A 22,098-nucleotide genomic window follows, 5' to 3' on the forward strand; every position below is an offset into this window, starting at 1 on the left:
AATTTTGAGTTATAATTTTTATATTATATTAACTTATAGGAATTATTATGTTAAAAGATTTTGCAAAATTACAAACCTTTTTAATGGTTATTAAAGAGAAAAGTTTTTCAAAAGCATCTGCAAAGTTAGGTATTTCTCAGCCAGCAGTTACTCAGCAAATAAAATTTATAGAAGATTATCTTGATACAAAAATTGTTGAAAGAAAAAAGAATGGTATCTTGCTTACTAAAGAAGGTGAAGATTTATATAGAATTGCTGTAAAACTTGAAAAAGCAATATCAGGTAGTGAAAAAGAGCTTTTAAAGATAATAAATAAAGAATTTACTTTTATTATGGGAAGCTCAAATGCTATAGGAAACTATATCCTTCCAAGCTATTTAAGTGAGATTAAAAAACGAATAGACAATGAGGTTTATATTCAAATAGGTTTATCAGAAGATGTTATAGAACAGCTAATAGATAAAAAAATTGATGTAGCTTTGATAGAATCTCCCGTTTTTAAAGATGGTATCATTTTTAGAGAATGGGTTGAAGATGAGTTAGTTATTTTCTCAAATCAACCACTAAAAAAACAGCTAGTAGCTGATGATTTACTTAATTTTGATTGGATTTGTCGTAATGAAGAATCACATACAAGAAAATTAACAGCTGAAGTTTTTGAAGAGATAGGTGTTCAATGTGCAAACTTTAGTGTTCTTGCAGTTTTAGCTTCTCCTACTGCTATTAAAGAATCTATTTTACATGCAGATAAGAACTCAAAAAGACCTTTAGTTTCTGTAATGTCACGCCATGTTATTCAGAGTGAGTTAAACGATGGTAAATTGTATGAAGCTAGAATTAAAAACTTTAAATTACAAAGACATTTTTATATAGCATATCTTAAAGAGAGAAAACATGATGCATTTGTTGATAATGTAGTGAATTATATGCTCTCTCTAAGTAAGGTTTAAAATCTTTATTCTTTAATAAATTTTGAATTTTCTGGGTTTGATAAAAAAGAAGTCATAGAATTCTCAACACCTTTAGGACTAGAGTCTGCTTTAGGCTCAGTTTGAAGCTTATGAGTAGCTAGATTTATTAGTAAAGGTGTTTCATCAACGATAATTTGTAAAACGCTTAAAAGAGGAACGCTGACAACACTTCCAAAATTATCTGTTCCGAAACCAGCTTCAAATACTAAATGACTATCTTGAATATGAGCGCTTTCAAAAGTATATCCTGCTAAAAAAAACAGAGTTAAAGGTCTAAACTCATTTGCTATATCTTGAGGTAGTTTTGGTTCAAAATAAATATCTTCTATATTACAAAGAATTCCAAAATTTTGCTCTTTTTGAAAAAAATGAATTACTAGTTCTTGTATATGCTTTTGCATTAATTTTGAAAAATCAATATCGTCTATGGCATTGTCTAACAAATAATATCCTTTAAATTATATTTTTGTATTATATCAAAATCTATCATAGCATTTAGCAACGCTATTTTGCTATATTGTTTTAAATCATCAACTCTTATATTTGTTTCTTTAAGTTTGCCTTCATCTAAAAGTCGTTGTCTAGTTGTTCCATTTAAAAGAGGTTTTGATGGTGTGAACCATAAGCCATCTTTTAAAAAAGCAACATTTGCAATTGTTGTATCGCTGATTAGTTTGTTCTTTACAATTAGTATATCATCAGAATTTTGTCTTAAATTAAAAAGATAATTGAGCTTTTCTCTAGATGCTGATTTTTGAAAATATTCTATATTATCATAATATACTAATTTTAAAGATTTTATCTCTCTTTTTTTGTAAAGTAAATAAGAAACCTCAAGAATATTTTCATTATAAACAACGCGACATTTATATATACCACTTAATGGAGGCTTTAAGTAACAATCTAGATTATGAAAGACATAGATGCCAAATGATTTTAAAACACTTTCATATCTTTTTTGATGATAGTCTAGATGCAATAATCTTCCATCAACTGATTTTATAGTTTCAAAAAAAGTGTTTTTAATGGGATTTTCCTTGTTTAAAGTTATACTTTATATTTTTTATTGTATCGTATTTTTTCAAAGGAAAATTATGTCAGTATATATAAGTGATGGGAAAAAACTCATAGATATTGAGTATGATGATATACCAACAATAAATGATATGGTTGATGGCATGAGAGTTCTATCCACTGATAAAAGAGCCGAAGATGAAAATGCTTTATTTATGCTCGAATCAAATGGAAATATTTGCTGCTATATTTTAGATGAAATTTTTATAATCGGAAAAGTAGATGGCTTTGAAAATTTAGTAGATGCTATCAAAGCTTGGAATAATAACGAGATATAGCTTTACATTTAAAAAATACTTAGTTATAATTCCACCATCGTTTTGGCTCTCAAAATAATCCCTCTGTGATTGTGAGCTGTATATAACGCCAATAGGCGGTAAGAGGCACAATAAAACTACTTTATATTTTATTCTGCAAACATACCCCAAAAATTTATTGAAACCAAGGAAAACAAATGACAGTAATTAGACTTACTCGTATGGGAAGAAAAAAACAACCATTTTATCGTATCGCGGTAACAGATAGCCGTAAGCGTAGAGATGGTGGTTGGATTGAACTTATTGGACATTATAATCCCATGACAAAAGTAATAGTTGTAGACAATGAAAGAGTTGACTACTGGTTAAGCGTTGGTGCTCAAATGAGTAGCAGAGTTAAAAAGATAACTGGTCGTTAATGATGATTAGTGAATTTATCGCACAGTTTGCAAAACTTATAGCAACTTATCCAGATGATATAAAAGTGCAAATAAAACAAAGCGATGAAGTAACTGAAATAATCCTTTATGCTAATCAAGCCGATGTTGGTAAACTGATTGGCAAAGAGGGCAAAATGATTGGTGCGATTAAAACTGTCATATCTGGTTGTAAAGCTAAAGATGGCGTAAGTTATAGAATAAATGTCGAGCCAAACTAAAGAACCAAAACTTCATATTGCAACTATCGGCAAAACTGTCGGTATAAAAGGCGATATGAAGTTTCATATTAAATGTGATTTCCCCGAACAATTTCAAAATAATTCCACTTTTTCAACAAACAAAAATAACACAATCACTTTAAGTGAGGTAAATCATGACAAAGGTCATGTTAAAATTGCAGGCGTATGTAATGTTGAAGATGCTAAAAAGTTTGTAAATCTAAAACTTTACACAACAAGAGAAGAAACAAGAAAAAACTGCCACTTAGATGAAGGAGAATTTTTCTGGTTTGATATTGAAGATTGTGAAATATATGAAGATGGTCAGCTTTTGGGAAAGGTTGATGATGTTGATCGTATCTCTATAACAAATTATTTGAATATTTTGACAGATAAAAATTTTGTTAAATTAGGATTACCAAAGAAATTTTTAATTCCTTTTCACAAGCCATTTGTAGTAGATACAGATATAGCCAAAAAAATTATAACAACCCAAGGTGCATTGGACATTTTAGAAGCTTCATAATGAAATTTACTTTTGTTACTTTGTTTAAAAATCTTGTAGATGGATATTTTTCAGATTCCATATTAAGTAGAGCAATAGAGAAAGATATCTTAACAATCGAGTATATAAATCCACGAGATTATAGCAATAATAAGCACTGCAAAGTTGATGATACAGCAGTTGGTGGTGGGGCAGGTATGGTTATGAATCCACAACCTCTTTATGATTGTTTGGATGACTTGAAGAAACAAGACGAAAATGTTCATATAATATTTTTAACGCCAGTAGCGAAATCTTTTACTCAAAATGATGCAAAAAGATTAGCAAAAAAATCCCATATAGCTTTTGTGAGTGGAAGGTATGAAGGGATCGATGAAAGGGTTGTTGAAGAATATAGTGATGAGGTGTTTTCTATAGGAGATTACATCTTAACAGGAGGAGAACTTCCTTCTTTAGTTATGTGTGATGCAATATCTAGAAATGTAAATGAAGTTTTAGGAAATAGTGATTCTTTAAGCATTGAAAGTTTTGAAAGTGAGCTATTAGAGGCACCATCTTTCTCTAAACCACAAAAATATAGAAATAATAGTGTTCCTAAAGAATATTTAAAGGGAAATCATAGTAAAATCCGCTCACTAAAATTAGCTCTGTCTGAGTGTAAGACAAAATTTTTCAGACCAGACCAGCTAATAAAGCATAAAAATCAGTCGTACTAGTACGATTTGTTAGCGTAAATGAATTAAGGAATTAGCTTATGAGAAATAAGTACATAGAAAATTTTGAAAAAGCACAGGTAGCTGAAAAAACACTTCCAGACTTTCGTGCTGGTGATACTGTAAGATTAGCAGTAACAATTAAAGAGGGTGATAAAACTCGTGTACAAAGTTACGAAGGTGTTTGTATTGCAAAAAGAGGTCAAGGAACTGGAAAAACTATAACAGTTCGTAAAATTGGTGCTAACGGTGTTGGTATTGAAAGAATATTTCCAATTTTCTCTGACTCAATCAATGAGATAAAGGTTATTCGTCGCGGTCGTGTTCGTCGTGCGAAACTATTTTATCTTCGTGAACTTGCAGGTAAAAAAGCTCGTATTAAAGAACTTAGAAGAAAGTAATCTTCTAAGTCTCTTCTTCTATTTTAAACAACCTCCCACTCTTTATAAACTTTAAATAAACATATAGTACAATCATCTACATGGAATATTTTAATGATTTAAAAAAAATAATAAATATAAATTCTTATACAAAAAATAAAGATGGTGTAGATAAAGTTGGTGAGATTTTTGATATTTGGTTTATAGAGTTAGGTTTTAAAGCAAATATACACGATAGAGGCTCTATTGGTAATCACAGACATTATACTTCTCCACATGATGAAGACTCAAAAAAACTACTGCTTTTAGGGCATCTTGATACAGTATTTCCTCCAAATAAATTTGAAGATTTCAGTGAGGATGAAAAGTGGATTTATGGGCCTGGTGTTTGTGATATGAAAGGTGGTAATATTGTAGCTCTTCAGGCTTTACGTAATTTAAAAGATAAAAGTATAGATATAAAAAATATAGATATTTTGCTTGTAAGTGATGAAGAAACTGGAAGTGATGATTCTAAATATCTAACTACTAAATTATCTAAAGATTACGACTATTGTTTTGTTTATGAGGCAGCAGGTAAAGAGATGGAAGTTGTAACTGCTAGAAAAGGTGTAGGAACATTTTTTATAGAGATACAGGGCAAAGCTGCTCATGCTGGAAATCACTACTTGGATGGAAATGATGCAAATCTAGAAGCCTCGCATAAACTGCAAAATTTAGTAAAATTGACTAATCTAAATAAAGGTACAACAGTTAATGTTGGTAAAATAGATGGAGGGATAGGTGCAAACACTATATCTCCTCATTCTACATTAGTTTTTGAATTAAGGTATAAATTTTTAGATGAAAAACAAAGAGTTTTAAAAGAGATAGATAAAATAGTTCATACATCGTATGTTAAAGGAACTATTTCTGCTATAAGTGGTGGAATTCAAAGAGATGTAATGCAGACATCAAAAGAATCATTAGTATTAATTGAAAATATACAAGATATTACTAATTCTACGCTAAAGTATGAAGAGCGTGGCGGAGTTAGTGACGCGAATATTGTTAGTTCATGTGGTGTAACTACTCTTGATGGTTTTGGTCCTTTTGGTGATGGTGATCATACAATACTTGAAAGAGCAAATAAAAATAGTTTTGAATTGAGAATAGATTTAAGTGAAAAACTTTTTACTTACTTTATTAAAAAATTAGATTTTAAAGAGAGAGTTGTTTAATTAAGGAGAAAAGATGTCAAATAGAAAAATTGGAATGTGGCTTTACAATAATGGTGGTGGTGATAAAATTGCTAAAAAAATTATTAAAAAGCTAAAAGATAGAGATATTGATACAAAAAATGATATAAACTTACGACATGCAATTGCTAAAAATGGGCATATTTTATATGATGATATGAAACTTGATAAACTTGATCTCTTTTTCTCTTATAATGCAGGTGAACAAACCCAGTATCAGATGTACCTATATCAAGCTTTAAATCGTGTAATACCTACCATAAATACATATGAATCTTTTGCTTTAACAGAAGATAAGTTTCATACTTCATTTATTTTAAGACACGCGGGAATACAAACTGCAGATTACAAGTTATGTCATAGAGATGATGGTCATCATCTTAAAAAGATTATTAAAAAGTGGGATAAAATGGTTTACAAACCTACAGATGGTTGGGGTGGAGTTGGTTTAACTAAAATTGAAAATGAAGCAAACTTAGACATGCTGATGCCTTTTTTAAATCAGATGGATTTAAGATATTTTTATGTAGAAAGATTTATAAAGTATGATAATACTGACTTTAGAGTTGATATTGTTGATGGTAAATTTGTTAGTTGTTATGGAAGGAAAGCTAATGGAACTGATTGGCGAACAAATGTTACTAGTGGCGGTAGTGTTTTTATGCGAGAAGCAAATGATGATATTATAAAGGTAGCAATTAAAGCATGTAAAGCAACGGGTGTAGATATTGGTGGAGTTGATATAATTTATGATATAGAAAAAGAGGAATATATAGTCTTGGAGGTTAATGGTATTCCAGCATTTGCAACGCCAAAACAAGAAAAAATGGGTCTAGATTTTAATAATAAAAAAATTGATTTAATAGTAGACCTTATTGATAGAAAAACAAAAACAAAATAAAATAATTTAGGGAAATAATTTGAGAGAACAGTATAGCTCATATGATGAGTGCGTAGAATTTTTTAAAGAGGCGCAAAAAAATAATCCAAACCTTTTTAAAGTCCAAACAATTGGAAAAACATGGGAAAATAGAGAAATAATAGCAGTAAGTGTTACAAAAAATGTTGACAGCCATTTAGAAAATCCAGCACTCTTTTTTACAGGAACTATTCATGCAAGAGAGTGGATAGGAATAGAATTAAGCATTAGTTTTGCAAAGTATATTATGGAGCATATCGATTATGATCCACAATTAAATGAAATTCTTGACAGAGTAACATTATATATGGTTCCTTGCGCAAACCCAGATGGTTTTGAGTATTCTAGAAATCATTTCTCTTTTTGGAGAAAAAATAGAAGAAAAAATGCTGATGGCAGTTTTGGAGTTGATTTAAATAGAAATTTTTCTGTAGGTTTCACACCCAATAAAGATACGAGTTCAAATGTTTACTCTGGACCGTCTGCTTTTAGTGAACCTGAAACATCAGCACTGAGAGATTTTGTAATAGAACATAAGAATATTACTATAGCTCTAGATTATCACTCTCAAGGAAATGTATTCTTTCCCGCACATAACTTTATACATGAAGATGCTGTGGATGCTATTGATTTAAATTTATTAGCTGGAAACATGGCAGAAGAAATTAGGAAGAGATCTGGTCGTGAATATGGTATTCATATGGGAAAACCTCCTGTACACCTTATCTCTGGAAGTGGTAGAGAATTTTACTATTCACAAGGTGCTCTTTCCATTGTTGTTGAAGTAGGAACTAGAAATATTAGTGATTATAAAGAACATATGAGTGAAAATATTGATGAAAATCTTCCTGCTCTAATGTTCGCTTTATCTGAAGCAAAAAATTATAAAAAAGAGAATTTTCTTCCTAGGGTTGAAAATTTTACAACAGGTGAAATTACTTTTAAAGAAATTGAATTAAGTTGGGATTATACTGATGATGAAACTGTTTATTTTGAAATATATCGTTCAAAAAAACAAAAAGGTTTTTCTCAAATATCAAATAGAATAGGAACTACGAAGTTAAAAGCATTTACAGATAAAAATTTAAAATCTTCAACAAATTATTATTATTATGTCAGAGCAGTTTGTAAAGCAAAATTTGTTAAATCTCCTTATGCTCAAATTTTAGGTGTAAGAACAAAACCAGCAGAAAATATGTTTTCAAAAATCTTATATCCGTTAGCAGATAAAGTAGGCTATGTTGGAGAAAAAACTAAAAAGAATTCTGAACACTATGGCAATAACTCTATGTTTGTTGGTGTTTCAGAAGGTAGAGGCGAATGCTTCGGAGTATGTGGATTTTCTCTTTCAACTATACCAAAAAATTCAATTATAACTAATGCCTCAATCTCTTTTTATCCAATGAATAGAGTCTCGGTACAGGTTGAGAGTTTTGGTGAATGGAGAATTGGTCAAATTGATGAAAGAACAATTGATAATACAAGTAGTTTTGACGAGATAAAAAATGCTAAATCAATAAGTTATATAGATAGGCCTACTGGTTCTGCTCAATTATCACAAGGTGTTTGGAGAACTTATACTTTTGCATCACAAGAATTACAAGTTTTACAAAAATCTCTCTTGCGTTCAGAAGCTCTTTTTAGATTTGATGGACCATCTAGTCTTCCCATAGATCGTGCTTCTCAATTAATGCAGTGGGATATTGGATATGGAAAGTTCAGTGGAGGATTAAATTATAGACCAAAATTAGATATATCATATACTGTAGATGAAGCTAAAATTGAATTAAAATCATCAAGAGAATTTACAGCAGCATGTAGTAAAGTTGTAGAAAATAAATTATTAGCAGGCTTTGATAAAGATGGTTCTAAAGAGTATGCTTGTTTAGAATTTGATTTATCTCAATGGCCAGAAATGGATAATACTATAATATCAAATGCATATTTAGAACTAGAAGCAATTAAAATAGATGCTAAAAATAGTCTTCGCTTTCATCTAGAGATGATTCATCCTAGTGATGGAGAAGTGACATATGAAAAAATCCAAAAAAGAGAGATAATTGAAAGAATAGGTTATGATGTTAGTGTGTCAGATATTAAAAGTGAGTCTATTCAGCGCTTTGTCTTTGATACATATGCAATAAATGAAATGGTTGAAAATGTTTCTAAAAATACAAAAGCATATTTCGTTATCTCTGCTTCAACAACTCAAGCATTTATTAAAAATCAAGATGTTAAATTTATGGATACAAAAAGAGTTAAAAGACCTTCATTAGTGATTAACTATATTAAAAAAAGAAGAAATGCTCCTCAACAGGTAGAAAATTTAAATTACTCAATTGAAAGTAATATTATAAAGTTAAAATGGGATTTACCAAATGATGATGGATATAAAGGTGCAATTGTGGTGAAAAATCCTTTTAAAGTTCCTTGTAGTGCATATGATGGACAGAAATTATATGGTGGAATGGATGATTATACATATGATAATTTTGGAGATAAAGATGTTCATAAATATTATGCAGTTTTCTCTTATGATGATGTGCCAAACTTCTCTGAGCCTATTTTTATAGAGATAAATCCAAAAGCAAAAAGTTAATAAAAAATAACTTTTTGCAAATTTTCCAACAAACCTCCAAACATTAAGAACCACCTAAGCAACACTTGTCTATAATTCCCATCCACAAACACAGAGACCTAATGTTTAGGCTTACGGGAGACTTCGATAGGAGTTAACCAAAAGATGTTTGAGATCATTGAAAACTAAGCAAGTAATAGACTTAATAATAACTATTAAGTTGGAAATATTACTTAGAAATAACTAATATAACAACAACCGTCTATTCTATTAGTTACCAGATATAACTTAGGTTATGTTTGGTTCCCAAATAGTAATAGATACTATTATTCTATGCTCGAAATGGCATAGAACATACAACAAAAAGTCGTAACTAATACTTTAAGCAGTAGTTAGTTTAGACTATAAAACAATAAGCCAATGAATTTTAATTCTTGGGCAAAAGATCAGTAATATGTAGCAATACATACTTTACATGATTTGGAATCTACTTAAACTAAATCTGAAACTACTTGTTAGTTTCTAGCTTCAGTGAGAGGAATTGAGAAGGGACTTGTTCCTTTTCAAGGAGACCAATAATTATGGAGAGTTTGATCCTGGCTCAGAGTGAACGCTGGCGGCGTGCTTAACACATGCAAGTCGAACGGTAACAGAGAAGAGCTTGCTTTTCTGCTGACGAGTGGCGCACGGGTGAGTAATATATAGTTAATCTGCCTCGAAGATTGGGATAGCCATTGGAAACGATGATTAATACCAAATAATCCTTCTCTACATAAGTAGAGTTGGTAAACGTTTTTTCGCTTCGAGATGAGACTATATCCCATCAGTTAGTTGGTAGTGTAAGAGACTACCAAGGCAATGACGGGTAGCGGGTTTGAGAGGATGATCCGCCACACTGGTACTGAGACACGGACCAGACTCCTACGGGAGGCAGCAGTGAGGAATATTGCACAATGGGGGAAACCCTGATGCAGCAACGCCGCGTGGAGGATGACGCATTTCGGTGTGTAAACTCCTTTTATATGTCAAGAAAATGACGGTAGCATATGAATAAGCACCGGCTAACTCCGTGCCAGCAGCCGCGGTAATACGGAGGGTGCAAGCGTTACTCGGAATCACTGGGCGTAAAGGACGCGTAGGCGGGTTGGTAAGTCAGATGTGAAATCCTACAGCTTAACTGTAGAACTGCATTTGAAACTACTAACCTAGAGTATGGGAGGGGGAGATGGAATTAGTGGTGTAGGGGTAAAATCCGTAGATATCACTAGGAATACCGAAAGCGAAGGCGATCTCCTGGAACATTACTGACGCTAAGGCGTGAAAGCGTGGGGAGCAAACGGGATTAGATACCCCGGTAGTCCACGCCCTAAACGATGAACACTAGTCGTCGGGATGCTTGTCATCTCGGTGATGCACTTAACAGATTAAGTGTTCCGCCTGGGGAGTACGGTCGCAAGATTAAAACTCAAAGGAATAGACGGGGACCCGCACAAGTGGTGGAGCATGTGGTTTAATTCGAAGATACGCGAAGAACCTTACCTAGCCTTGACATTGATTGAACTCAGTAGAGATACAGAGGTGCCCTTCGGGGAGCATGAAAACAGGTGCTGCACGGCTGTCGTCAGCTCGTGTCGTGAGATGTTGGGTTAAGTCCCGCAACGAGCGCAACCCTCGTCCTTAGTTGCCAGCAGGTTAAGCTGGGCACTCTAAGGAGACTGCCTTCGCAAGAAGGAGGAAGGTGAGGACGACGTCAAGTCATCATGGCCCTTACGGCTAGGGCTACACACGTGCTACAATGGGGCGTACAGAGAGTTGCGATACCGCGAGGTGGAGCTAATCTCTTAAAGCGTCTCTCAGTTCGGATTGGAGTCTGCAACTCGACTCCATGAAGCTGGAATCACTAGTAATCGTAGATCAGCAATGCTACGGTGAATACGTTCCCGGGTCTTGTACTCACCGCCCGTCACACCATGGGAGTTGATTTCACCCGAAATTGGGAAGCTAACCTTCGGGAGGCTACCACTTACGGTGGAATTAGCGACTGGGGTGAAGTCGTAACAAGGTAACCGTAGGAGAACCTGCGGTTGGATCACCTCCTTTCTAGAGTAAAGAGAGAACATTCGTTTGTTCATCTTACAAAGAAAATCTCACGAGAGATATTAGTTATTATTAGTCTTTACTTGCTTAGTTTTCAGTGATTTATGGAATTTACCATTATTACATAAAAGTGGGGGATTAGCTCAGCTGGGAGAGCGTCTGCCTTGCACGTAGAAGGTCAACAGTTCGATCCTGTTATTCTCCACCATTTTTGAAAAACCATACTAAAAGAAATTTAATTTAAGTTCTACTATTTAGAATTTAAATTAGACTTCTATTTATATTAGTCTTGTTCATTAAATTATAATTGTTAAAGTCAACATATAATAATAAGAGACGAGTATTGTTAATTCAATATAAGTAAATTATTAATTATAAACTAAATAACTACAATAAACAAATTACTAACTTGATTAGTTAAAATATCAGTAATGGTATTAGTACATTAACCAAGGTAGTGAACGCAAATTAGAATAATAAAAAAGATATTAAGGGCCATAGGTGGATGCCTTGGCTAGTAGAGGCGATGAAAGACGTATTAGGCTGCGAAAAGCCTCGGGGAGCTGCCAAAGAGCTTTGATCCGGGGATTTCTGAATGGGGCGACCCAGCATGGAGCGATTCATGTTATCATATTTATATGAGGCGAACTCAGGGAAGTGAAACATCTCAGTACCTGAAGGAATAGAAATCAAACGAGATTCCCAAAGTAGCGGCGAGCGAAATGGGAATAGGGCACTTAGTGATAATATAGATGTTAGCAGAACACTTTGGAAAGAGTGAGCATAGAGGGTGATACTCCCGTAAGCGAAAGCATTTATATGGTACTAGACTAAGGAACGAGTAGGTCGGGACACGTGTTATCTTGACTGAATATGGGGGGACCACCCTCCAACCCTAAATACTACTACTAGACCGATAGCGAACAAGTACCGTGAGGGAAAGGTGAAAAGGACCGCGGTGAGCGGAGTGAAATAGAACCTGAAACCTATGGCTTACAATCATTCGGAGCACTATTGTATTACTTTTGTAATACAAGTGTGACGGACTGCCTTTTGCATAATGAGCCTGCGAGTTGTGGTATCTAGCAAGGTTAATCGAACGAGGAGCCGTAGCGAAAGCGAGTCTTAATAGGGCGACATAGTTAGATGCTGCAGACCCGAAACTAAGTGATCTATCCATGAGCAGGTTGAAGCTGGTGTAAGAGCCAGTGGAGGACCGAACCCGTAGAAGTTGAAAATTCTTGGGATGACTTGTGGATAGGGGTGAAAGGCCAATCAAACTTAGTGATAGCTGGTTCTCTCCGAAATATATTTAGGTATAGCCTCGAGCATTAGCATACAGGGGTAGAGCACTGACAGGGCTAGGGCTGCTTACCGCGGTACCAAACCCTATCAAACTCCGAATACTGTATGTGTAACCTCGGGAGTCAGGCGTAGGGTGATAAAATCCTATGTCGAGAGGGGAACAACCCAGACTAACAGCTAAGGTCCCAAAGTTTTATCTAAGTGGAAAAGGATGTAGAGTTGCTGTGACAACCAGGAGGTTGGCTTAGAAGCAGCCACCCTTTAAAGAAAGCGTAACAGCTCACTGGTCTAGCGATTCTGCGCCGAAAATATAACGGGGCTAAGATAAACACCGAAGCTTTAGATTTGGTATAACTACCAAGTGGTAGGAGAGCGTTCCATTCAGCGCTGAAGGTACACCGGTAAGGAGTGCTGGAGCGGATGGAAGTGAGCATGCAGGCATGAGTAGCGAGAAAAGGGATGAGAATTCCCTTCGCCGTAAACCCAAGGTTTCCTACGCGATGCTCGTCATCGTAGGGTTAGTCGGGACCTAAGTCGAGTCCGAAAGGGGTAGACGATGGCAAATAGGTTAATATTCCTATACCGACATTACATCATTTGAGTGATGGGGGGACGCATAGAGTTAAACGAGGTCACCGATGGAAGTGTGGCTCGAAGGAAGTAAGTTGAAGAGTAGGCAAATCCGCTCTTCATGCAACCGAGATCTTACAGGCAGTTCAATCTCTTCGGAGAGCGAACTGAATCGTTGATACTGTCGTGCCGAGAAAAGCCTCTAAACGAGATGTAATGTTGCCCGTACCGTAAACCAACACAGGTGGGTGAGATGAGTATTCTAAGGCGCGTGGAAGAACCATTGTTAAGGAACTCTGCAAACTAGCACCGTATCTTCGGTATAAGGTGTGCCAGAGAGGTTATGGGATTTACTCCCAAAAGCTTCTCATGGTCGCAGCAAAGTGTCCCTCCCGACTGTTTACCAAAAACACAGCACTCTGCTAACTCGTAAGAGGATGTATAGGGTGTGACGCCTGCCCGGTGCTTGAATGTTAAAAGGATTGCTTAGCTTTGCGAAGGCATGAATTGAAGCACAAGTAAACGGCGGCCGTAACTATAACGGTCCTAAGGTAGCGAAATTCCTTGTCGGTTAAATACCGACCTGCATGAATGGCGTAACGAGATGGGAGCTGTCTCAACAATGGATCCAGTGAAATTGTAGTGGAGGTGAAAATTCCTCCTACCCGCGGAAAGACGGAAAGACCCCGTGCACCTTTACTATAGCTTGACACTGCTATTGGGATATTCATGTGCAGGATAGGTGGGAGCCATTGATTCTAGGACGCCAGTTTTAGATGAGGCAATCTTGAGATACCACCCTTGAATATTCTGATAGCTAACTCGGTACGATTATCTCGTGCGAGGACAATGTCTGGTGGGTAGTTTGACTGGGGCGGTCGCCTCCTAAAGAGTAACGGAGGCTTACAAAGGTTAGCTCAGAGGGGTTGGAAATCCCTCGTAGAGTATAATGGCATAAGCTAGCCTGACTGTAAGACATACAAGTCGAGCAGAGTCGAAAGACGGTCATAGTGATCCGGTGGTTCTGTGTGGAAGGGCCATCGCTCAAAGGATAAAAGGTACGCCGGGGATAACAGGCTGATCTCCCCCAAGAGCTCACATCGACGGGGAGGTTTGGCACCTCGATGTCGGCTCATCGCATCCTGGGGCTGGAGCAGGTCCCAAGGGTATGGCTGTTCGCCATTTAAAGCGGTACGCGAGCTGGGTTCAGAACGTCGTGAGACAGTTCGGTCCCTATCTTCCGTGGGCGTAGGAGAGTTGAAGAGAGCTGACCCTAGTACGAGAGGACCGGGTTGGACGTACCACTGGTGCACCAGTTGTTCTGCCAAGAGCATCGCTGGGTAGCTACGTACGGATGAGATAACCGCTGAAAGCATCTAAGCGGGAAGCCAACTCTAAGATGAACTCTCCCTGAAGATCGCAGTAAGACTAACTGCTTGATAGGCTGGATGTGTACGCAGAGTAATCTGTTTAGCTGACCAGTACTAATAGATCGTTTGTCTTTTTTTTACATACTCTTTAATTAGAGTGCAATTCGTTCACTACCTTGTTTAGTGTATTAAGCTCCAAAAGCGTAATACAAATAGTTATTTAGTTCGTTGACTTTATATTCTATGCTTAGAAATGGCATAGAACACACGACAATTAATATTTAATGAGTACTCACTCATAATAATGACTCGTACAGTCACATATAAATATACTTAGGTATCTTTATATGTGATTGTCTAGGTGGCTATAGAGAGAGGGAAACGCCTGGTCCCATTCCGAACCCAGAAGCTAAGCCTCTCATCGCTGATAATACTGCAGATTGCATCTGTGGAAATGTAGGTCGCTGCCTAGTTGATCATTTCTTAACTCTTTTTTTTACTTTACTATCATCTTATATAAAATCTTTATTTATTTCCCAGATATTATTCACTTTATCCATATTCACACTTTTTAATCTTTCTATGAAATATGCTCTGTTTACTTCTTTTGCACCGAGGCTTTTAAGATGATTTGTTGGAACTTGACAATCTATGAAATCATATCCCCACTCTTTTAGATGTTTAATTAAAATTGCGTATGCTGATTTTGAAGCATCATTAGTATTTGCAAACATTGATTCACCACAAAATACTTTACCAACTACAACGCCATAAGCCCCTCCAACTAGTTCTCCATCTAAATAACTCTCAACCGAGTGTGCTATTCCCATATCAAAAAGTGTTGAATATGCTTCAATAATATCATCACTTATCCAAGTTCCGTTTTGATCATTTCTTGGAACTTCTTTACACTTTTTCATTACTTGTGTAAAGTTTGAGTCAAATTTATACTCAAACTTCTTCATACTTTTTTTAAGAGATTTACTTAATTTGAAATCATCTAATTCCATAATAAGTCTAGGATTTGGTGACCACCATAGTATTGGATCATTTTGTGCATACCATGGAAATATTCCACTTTGGTATGCACGCAAAAGTCTTGATGGATTTAAATCACCACCCCAAACTAAAATACCATCTTCATTTGCCTCACTGGCATCTGGAAATGTTAAGTCATATTTATTTAGTTGAGGAATCATCTTGTGCTTTAAATTTAAGGATTAATTTTTTATTGAAACTTACTTGCACTTTACCACCGTTTTTCAATTTACCAAATAATATTTGATCACTTAGTTTATTTGTAATATTATCTTGAATATATCTTTTTAAAGGTCTTGCCCCCATCTCTTTTGAATATCCCTCTTTAGCAATAAAATCTATTGCGTTTGTTGAAATAGTAATTGATATCTTTTTTTTGGAAAGTTCAAGATTTAATTCATTAATAAATTTTTGTGCAATGCTTTTAATGGTTGTGATATCTAGTTGAGAAAATTCTACTATTGCATCTAGTCTATTTCTAAATTCAGGAGTAAAAAAAGAGTTTAAATCTTCATCTTTTGACAAAGATATGTCTTTGTTAAATCCCATTACTGCTCTTGAGCTTGAGCCTATATTTGAAGTCATTATAAGTATAACATTTTGAAAATTAGCCTTGTACCCATTGTTATCTGTAAGTGTTGCATTATCCATAATTTGAAGTAAAATATTAACCAAATCAGCATGTGCTTTTTCTATTTCATCTAGTAATAAAACTGAATATGGATGTTTTTTTATTGCTTCTGTTAGTAAACCTCCTTGTTCAAAACCAACATAACCAGGGGGAGCTCCCACTAATCTACTAAGTGCATGTTTTTCCATATATTCACTCATATCAAAGCGTTCAAAATTTATGCCCAATGTATTGCTAAGTGATATAGCAAGTTCTGTTTTCCCAACACCTGTGGGACCAGAAAAAAGAAAAGAAGCTATTGGTTTATTTGAAGGAGTTAAACCTGCTTTTGATATTTTTATAGATTTACTAACTTCAGTTACTGCATTGTCTTGTCCAATGACTAATGCCATCAAATCTTTTTCTAAATTAACTAAAGAAGTACTTTCATCTTTTGTGATTTTTGAGTTTGAAATACCAATAATAGAAGAAATTGTTTTTTCAATATCATAACCTGTAACTTTTTTGCGTTTATTCTTTTTTAAATGAAAACTAGCTGCAGTTTCATCAATAAGATCTATCGCAATATCTGGTAAAAATCTATCAGTAATATATCTTTTTGATAATTCTACTGCATTTCGTAATGCTTTTGTTGTGTATATAACATTATGATGTTTTTCATATTTACTTTTTAAGCCTTTGAGTATTTTAATAGAAGCTTTAATAGATGGCTCATTGATATCTACTTTGGAAAATCTTCTACTAAGAGCTTTATCTTTTTCAAACCCATTTCTGTATTCAGCAAAGGTTGTAGCACCCATGCATCTAAGCTCTCCAGATGCTAAAGCAGGTTTTAGCTGATTTGCTGCATCCATAGTCCCACTTGTAGCTCCTGCACCTATAAGAGTATGTATTTCATCTATAAATAAAATAGCATTGGGATGTGATTTTAATTCATCCATAACACCTTTAAGCCTTTTTTCAAAATCACCTCTATATTTAGTGCCAGCTAAAAGAGCACTCAAATCAAGTGCAAAAAGTTCAGCTTTTTTTATAATGTCAGGAACCTTACCGCTAGATATATTAAGTGCTAAGCCTTCTGCAATTGCAGTTTTTCCAACTCCAGCTTCTCCTACTAAAATAGGATTATTCTTTTTTCTTCTGCATAAAATCTGTATAACTCTTTGAATTTCATTATTTCTACTAATTACTGGATCAATTTTTCCACTTTTTGCTTTATTTAAAAGGTTGATAGTGTATTTATCTAAAAAAGATTCACTCTCTTCTTTTTCAGAATTTTCTTGGGAGTGTGAAATAAGTTCTAATATATCTAATCTTGATATTTGATATTCATCTAAAAGCATATAGCTAAAAGTATTTTTTTCTTCATAAAGCGCAGCAAGTAAATCACCAACATCAGCACTATCTTGATTTGCACTTTGTATATGTCTAATCATGTTATCAACAAGTCTTGAAAGAGCAATACTCTCGTAAGGGTCTTGAGTAATATTTTCAGGAAGAGTGTCAATATTTGTAGTAATATAATCATCTAAAGCTTCCTTCATCTTATTTATATCCCCACCACATGTTTGAATAATTGTAGAACCATCTTTTGAACTAAGAAGTAAATAAAAAACATGTTCTATTGTCAAATATTCATGTCTTAAGCCTTTCGCATATAGGATTGATTTTTGAAAAATATCATTTAATCTTGTACTAATCATTCTTGCTCCATTACAGCTTTTAATGGAAATCCATTATCTTTAGCTTTTTTATCTACTTGTACAATCTTTGTTTCTGCTATTTCATGGGTGTAAACACCACATAAACCTTTTTCTTTTTTATGAATATCTAACATTATATTTTGGGCTTGTTCGTAACTTTTATGAAACACTGTCATTAAAATATCTATTACAAATTCCATAGAAGTATAATCATCATTTAACAAAAAGACTTTATACCTTTTTGGATGTTTTATTTTTACTTCATGTAAAAGTTCTATCTCTGTATTTGTTGGCATTGTATTAATCCCTTATTGTGCTGCTTGAATAAAATCATCAATAATATCTTGAGGATTTTCTAATCCTATTGAGACACGAATTAAACCATTACTAATTCCTAGGAATTTTTTTGTTGGTTCATCAAAATCAGTGTAAATTGTAGATGCCATATGAAGTGCTAAAGTTCTACTATCACCAATATTCGCAGTAAGTGTAGCAAGTTTAGTTTTGTTTAAAAATGAAAATGCTTTTTCTTTTGATAACATATTTATAGTAAAGAGTGTTCCACAGCCATTTTTAAAATCTTTTAAATATCTTTGATTATGTGGGTGTTCTTTTAGAGAGGGATGATTTATTTTTAATCCTGCTTCATGAAGTGCCAAGACTATTATTTCAACACTTTTTGAAACTCTTGATAAGCGTAATGGTAATGTTTCAAGTCCAAGCATAGTTTGATATGATGCATTTGCATTTGCACTCATTCCAAAATCTCTTAAGGCTCTTTTTTTGGCATTTGCAATTAGTGCCATCTCTCCAACACCTTTTATAAATTTTGCCATGAAAGGATATCTTGAACTTTTCAGTTTCTCATCTTCTTTTTTCACAGCACGAAAAACTGCACATCCACCAAGAGCAGATGAATTACCTGAGATAATTTTTGTAGTTGAGTAGATGCTGATATCTGCTCCAAGTTTTATGGGTGAAACACATAAAGGAGTAATAGTATTATCAACTATAAAAATAACACCTGCTTCATTTGCCATTTGTGCAATTTGTTTGATGTCTGGTAAGCGCATATTCGGATTTCCAACACTCTCTAAAAATATAATTTTTGTTTTTTCATTTATTGCTTTTTTTATTTCTTCTATCTCATCAACATCAAAGAAGTTTGTTTTAATTCCAAAACGAGGAAGAGTTTCACTAAATAGTGCATAAGTTCCACCAAAAAGACCACCAATAGAGATGATTTCATCGTTCATGGATACAATAGACATAGTTGTTAATGTTATCGCTCCCATACCTGAACTTGTTGCAACTGCTCCAACTCCTCCATCCATCTCGGCTAAGATTGTTTCAAGTCTTGCTGATGTTGGATTGCCCATGCGAGAGTATAGTGGTTTCTTTACGTTTCCATCAAATATACCTTCTGCTATTTGTGCAGTTCCATAAGAAAAAGAAGCGGATGATGTTACAGTAGGACTTACAGCACCTTCTTTATTACCAATTTTTTGTACAAATTTTGTACAAAATACTTCATAATTATTCATTTTATATATACCTTTTTATAAAGCACGATTATAGCGAAGAAGGGATAATTAATAGTTAAAGTTATATAATCCAAAGATGAAAAAACAAATTTTTGTAACAGCAACAAATACTGATATAGGTAAAACATATACTACGAAACTACTTTTAAAAGAGTATGCATCTAGAGGTTTGAGAGTTGGTGTAATGAAGCCAATAGAAACGGGTGTTGTAGATGGTTTTTGTCCTGATGGAGAAGAACTTTTGTCTTTAGTTAAAGAGTTGAATATTGAGTTTAAAGATATATATGTAAAAGATATTGTACCAATTCAGTATGAGTTACCAGCTGCACCCTTTGTGGCATCTAAAAACACTCCATTAGATATTAAAAAAATCGACAATGCCATACAAAAATTAGGAAAACTATGTGATATCTTGATAATAGAAGGCGCTGGTGGACTTTATGTTCCAATAGATGAAAAAATAATGATGATAGATTTGATAGCATACCTAGATGCATCTACGCTTCTTGTCACCCACTGCTCTTTAGGGTGTATAAATGATACTTTATTAAGTAAACAAGCTCTTGAAAATAAAAATATAAAATATGTTGTTGCTTTTAATAATCGTGATAGCAATGATAGTTTTTCAGCAGTCTCTCAGCCATATTTTAAAGAAATTGGATTTAATGTTATGAAAGTTAGTAAAAATATTGACACTATTTGTGATGTCTTGTATAATCTCTAAATTAAAGGACTTAAATGCAACATTTGATTCGTACAGATGATTTTAGTATCAAAGAAATAGAAGAACTTTTTGTAGATGCGAAAAAATTTAGTGATGGTAATTTTTATAGAATTTTACAGGATAAGATTATTATTACACTATTCTTTGAAAATTCAACTAGAACAAAAAGTTCTTTTGAAATAGCTGCAAAAAGATTAGGAGCAGAGATGGTTCATTTGGATTTAACAAAAAGTTCAACAAAAAAAGGTGAAACTCTTGTTGATACAGCTATGAATTTGGATGTAATGAATCCTCATGCTATTATTGTACGACATCAAAACTCTGGTGTTCCTAAAATTTTATCAAAACATACTAAGGCTTCTATAATAAATGCAGGAGATGGCGCTCATTCTCATCCGACACAAGCACTCTTAGATTTGTTTACTTTAATGGAGCATTTTGGTGAAGTAAAGGGTAAAAAAATAGCAATAGTTGGAGATATTAAAAACTCAAGAGTTGCAAATTCAAATATCGAACTTCTTTCTAGGTTTGGTATGGAAGTTATTTTAGTAGCCCCTCCTCATTTTTTACCAAAAACTACTCTTAGAACAACTCATTTTTTAAATAAAATCGTAGATGAAGTAGATGTGATTATGAGTTTAAGAACACAAACGGAACGACATTCTTCTCAAAGTTATGCTTCTTTAAAAGATTATGCAAGTGATTTTTGTATAACTACTGAATTGGTTGGAGATAGAGATATTGTACTTCTGCATCCTGGGCCAGTTCATAGGAATATAGATATATGCGATGCTCTTTTGGCGGATGGTAGATGCAAAGTGTTGCAGCAAGTTACTAATGGTGTATCAATTCGAATGGCGGTACTAAAAAAACTTATACATGACCTTTGATAAGTTAAATAAACTAGCTAAAAAGAGAAAGCCTTTTCTTTTTATAAGTGACTTTTTAGCAAAAGAAATAGAAGTTATTCCTTTAAATGAACTCTCTTTACATGACATTGAATTTTGTATTGATGAAAATTATATCTATAAAAAACATAGTGAGTTATTTGAAAAAAATGCTCAGAAGTTTAAAAATTATAAAGAAAAGTTTGATGATACTATCGAAGAAATAAAATCTGGAAATACTTATCTTTTAAACCTAACTGCTCCTACTAAAATAAAATCTGACTTAACACTTAAGGAGATTTATCGCTTTGCTAATGCTCACTATAAACTTAGATATAAAGATGACTTTGTATGCTTTTCTCCTGAAAAATTCATACAAATTAAAGATAATAAAATAAATACTTACCCTATGAAAGGGACGATTGATGCTTCTTTAGTAGATGCTAAAAAAAAGATACTTAAAAATAAAAAAGAAATGGCAGAACATACAATGGTTGTAGATTTGTTAAGAAATGATTTATCAATAGTAGCAAAGAATGTAAAAGTAGAAAAGTTTAGATATGTTCAAAAAATAGACTCAGGAGAGAAAGAACTTCTGCAAGTTAGTTCTCACATAAGTGGGGATATAGGAAGTGATTGGCATAGTAAACTTGGTGATATACTAAACTCCTTACTTCCAGCAGGAAGTATTAGTGGAACACCAAAAAAAAGTACTTTAGAAATTATTGAAAAAATCGAAAATTACGATAGAGGTTTTTTTAGTGGTATATTTGGTATTTACGATGGAGAAAGTTTTGACAGTGGAGTAATGATTCGTTTTATTCAAAAAACAAAAAATGGATATATATATAAAAGTGGTGGTGGCATCACTTTAGATAGTAAAGCATCTGCGGAATATAATGAATTATTAGATAAAATATATCTGCCATAGATACT

Annotated in this window: 19 protein-coding genes, 1 tRNA gene and 3 rRNA genes; 17 read left to right on the forward strand and 6 right to left on the reverse strand. The window is 33.8% G+C overall.

The window, feature by feature from the left end; genetic code table 11:
• Window positions 1-47: 47 nt before the first annotated feature.
• The gene (locus tag MOV42_RS02840) at window positions 48-950 is read left to right on the forward strand and encodes a LysR family transcriptional regulator (RefSeq protein ID WP_324172305.1); all 903 of its coding nucleotides are present in this window, start codon (window positions 48-50) and stop codon (window positions 948-950) included.
• Window positions 951-955: 5 nt separating this feature from the next.
• Here MOV42_RS02840 and MOV42_RS02845 read toward each other — a convergent pair whose 3' ends face one another.
• Together MOV42_RS02845 and MOV42_RS02850 are read right to left on the reverse strand one after the other, a co-directional pair.
• On the reverse strand, window positions 956-1,414 hold the full coding sequence (locus MOV42_RS02845) for a hypothetical protein (RefSeq protein ID WP_324172306.1): 459 nt from the start codon (window positions 1,412-1,414) through the stop codon (window positions 956-958).
• Window positions 1,408-1,950, reverse strand: coding sequence for an aminotransferase class IV (locus MOV42_RS02850; RefSeq protein WP_324172307.1), 543 nt, complete (start codon window positions 1,948-1,950; stop codon window positions 1,408-1,410). The genes MOV42_RS02845 and MOV42_RS02850 overlap by 7 nt, the downstream gene beginning before the upstream one ends.
• Before the next feature lie 115 nt (window positions 1,951-2,065).
• On the opposite strand from MOV42_RS02850, the gene MOV42_RS02855 reads away from it, so the two are divergent.
• The 13 genes from MOV42_RS02855 to rrf all read left to right on the forward strand — a co-directional run bounded on the left by MOV42_RS02855 (window position 2,066) and on the right by rrf (window position 15,108).
• On the forward strand, window positions 2,066-2,323 hold the full coding sequence (locus MOV42_RS02855) for a hypothetical protein (RefSeq protein ID WP_324172308.1): 258 nt from the start codon (window positions 2,066-2,068) through the stop codon (window positions 2,321-2,323).
• A gap of 176 nt (window positions 2,324-2,499) precedes the next feature.
• Window positions 2,500-2,721, forward strand: a complete 222-nt coding sequence (gene rpsP / locus MOV42_RS02860; protein WP_324172309.1) for a 30S ribosomal protein S16 — start codon at window positions 2,500-2,502, stop codon at window positions 2,719-2,721.
• Between the two features lie 2 nt (window positions 2,722-2,723).
• Complete coding sequence (locus tag MOV42_RS02865; protein ID WP_324173048.1) at window positions 2,724-2,960, forward strand: KH domain-containing protein; 237 nt, start codon at window positions 2,724-2,726, stop codon at window positions 2,958-2,960.
• Window positions 2,944-3,486, forward strand: a complete 543-nt coding sequence (gene rimM / locus MOV42_RS02870) for a ribosome maturation factor RimM (RefSeq protein WP_324172310.1) — start codon at window positions 2,944-2,946, stop codon at window positions 3,484-3,486. The genes MOV42_RS02865 and rimM overlap by 17 nt, the downstream gene beginning before the upstream one ends.
• Window positions 3,486-4,181, forward strand: coding sequence for a tRNA (guanosine(37)-N1)-methyltransferase TrmD (trmD, locus tag MOV42_RS02875; protein WP_324172311.1), 696 nt, complete (start codon window positions 3,486-3,488; stop codon window positions 4,179-4,181). Before rimM ends, trmD begins: the two co-directional genes overlap by 1 nt.
• A 38-nt stretch (window positions 4,182-4,219) precedes the next feature.
• Entirely contained in the window at window positions 4,220-4,579 is a 360-nt protein-coding gene (gene rplS / locus MOV42_RS02880) for a 50S ribosomal protein L19 (protein ID WP_324172312.1), read from the forward strand.
• Between the two features lie 80 nt (window positions 4,580-4,659).
• Entirely contained in the window at window positions 4,660-5,778 is a 1,119-nt protein-coding gene (locus tag MOV42_RS02885) for a M20 family metallopeptidase (RefSeq protein WP_324172313.1), read from the forward strand.
• A gap of 13 nt (window positions 5,779-5,791) precedes the next feature.
• The gene (locus MOV42_RS02890; RefSeq protein ID WP_324172314.1) at window positions 5,792-6,697 is read left to right on the forward strand and encodes an ATP-grasp domain-containing protein; all 906 of its coding nucleotides are present in this window, start codon (window positions 5,792-5,794) and stop codon (window positions 6,695-6,697) included.
• Window positions 6,698-6,716: 19 nt separating this feature from the next.
• Complete coding sequence (locus tag MOV42_RS02895; protein WP_324172315.1) at window positions 6,717-9,314, forward strand: M14 family zinc carboxypeptidase; 2,598 nt, start codon at window positions 6,717-6,719, stop codon at window positions 9,312-9,314.
• 557 nt (window positions 9,315-9,871) lie between these two features.
• Window positions 9,872-11,393 (forward strand): 16S ribosomal RNA (locus tag MOV42_RS02900).
• A 129-nt stretch (window positions 11,394-11,522) separates the two neighbouring features.
• Window positions 11,523-11,598: transfer RNA gene (locus MOV42_RS02905), tRNA-Ala, on the forward strand.
• 270 nt (window positions 11,599-11,868) lie between these two features.
• Window positions 11,869-14,774, forward strand: a 23S ribosomal RNA gene (locus tag MOV42_RS02910).
• A 218-nt stretch (window positions 14,775-14,992) separates the two neighbouring features.
• Window positions 14,993-15,108, forward strand: a 5S ribosomal RNA gene (rrf, locus tag MOV42_RS02915).
• Together the 16S, 23S and 5S rRNA genes with 1 tRNA gene alongside form the textbook arrangement of a ribosomal RNA operon.
• Before the next feature lie 39 nt (window positions 15,109-15,147).
• Here the strand turns inward: rrf and aat are convergent.
• The 4 genes from aat to MOV42_RS02935 are packed head-to-tail and all read right to left on the reverse strand — an operon-like array spanning window position 15,148 to window position 19,551.
• Window positions 15,148-15,834 (reverse strand): leucyl/phenylalanyl-tRNA--protein transferase, encoded by a 687-nt coding sequence (gene aat, locus MOV42_RS02920; protein ID WP_324172316.1) that lies wholly within the window; start codon window positions 15,832-15,834, stop codon window positions 15,148-15,150.
• The gene (locus MOV42_RS02925; RefSeq protein ID WP_324172317.1) at window positions 15,815-18,007 is read right to left on the reverse strand and encodes an AAA family ATPase; all 2,193 of its coding nucleotides are present in this window, start codon (window positions 18,005-18,007) and stop codon (window positions 15,815-15,817) included. The genes aat and MOV42_RS02925 overlap by 20 nt, the downstream gene beginning before the upstream one ends.
• The gene (locus MOV42_RS02930; protein WP_324172318.1) at window positions 18,004-18,303 is read right to left on the reverse strand and encodes an ATP-dependent Clp protease adaptor ClpS; all 300 of its coding nucleotides are present in this window, start codon (window positions 18,301-18,303) and stop codon (window positions 18,004-18,006) included. The genes MOV42_RS02925 and MOV42_RS02930 overlap by 4 nt, the downstream gene beginning before the upstream one ends.
• A gap of 12 nt (window positions 18,304-18,315) precedes the next feature.
• Window positions 18,316-19,551: an aminotransferase class I/II-fold pyridoxal phosphate-dependent enzyme gene (locus MOV42_RS02935; RefSeq protein WP_324172319.1), complete on the reverse strand. Its 1,236-nt coding sequence runs from the start codon at window positions 19,549-19,551 to the stop codon at window positions 18,316-18,318.
• A gap of 76 nt (window positions 19,552-19,627) precedes the next feature.
• On the opposite strand from MOV42_RS02935, the gene bioD reads away from it, so the two are divergent.
• Genes bioD through MOV42_RS02950 form a run of 3 tightly spaced genes read left to right on the forward strand, consistent with a single transcriptional unit; the run spans window position 19,628 to window position 22,093 of the window.
• Entirely contained in the window at window positions 19,628-20,275 is a 648-nt protein-coding gene (gene bioD / locus MOV42_RS02940; protein ID WP_324172320.1) for a dethiobiotin synthase, read from the forward strand.
• 14 nt (window positions 20,276-20,289) lie between these two features.
• Window positions 20,290-21,165 carry an aspartate carbamoyltransferase catalytic subunit gene (locus MOV42_RS02945; protein ID WP_324172321.1) on the forward strand — a complete coding sequence of 292 codons (876 nt, stop codon included), beginning with the start codon at window positions 20,290-20,292 and terminating at the stop codon, window positions 21,163-21,165.
• Window positions 21,155-22,093, forward strand: a complete 939-nt coding sequence (locus tag MOV42_RS02950) for an aminodeoxychorismate synthase component I (protein WP_324172322.1) — start codon at window positions 21,155-21,157, stop codon at window positions 22,091-22,093. Before MOV42_RS02945 ends, MOV42_RS02950 begins: the two co-directional genes overlap by 11 nt.
• Window positions 22,094-22,098 lie beyond the last annotated feature (5 nt).

The organism is Sulfurimonas sp., assembly GCF_029027405.1.
GTDB lineage: Bacteria > Campylobacterota > Campylobacteria > Campylobacterales > Sulfurimonadaceae > Sulfurimonas.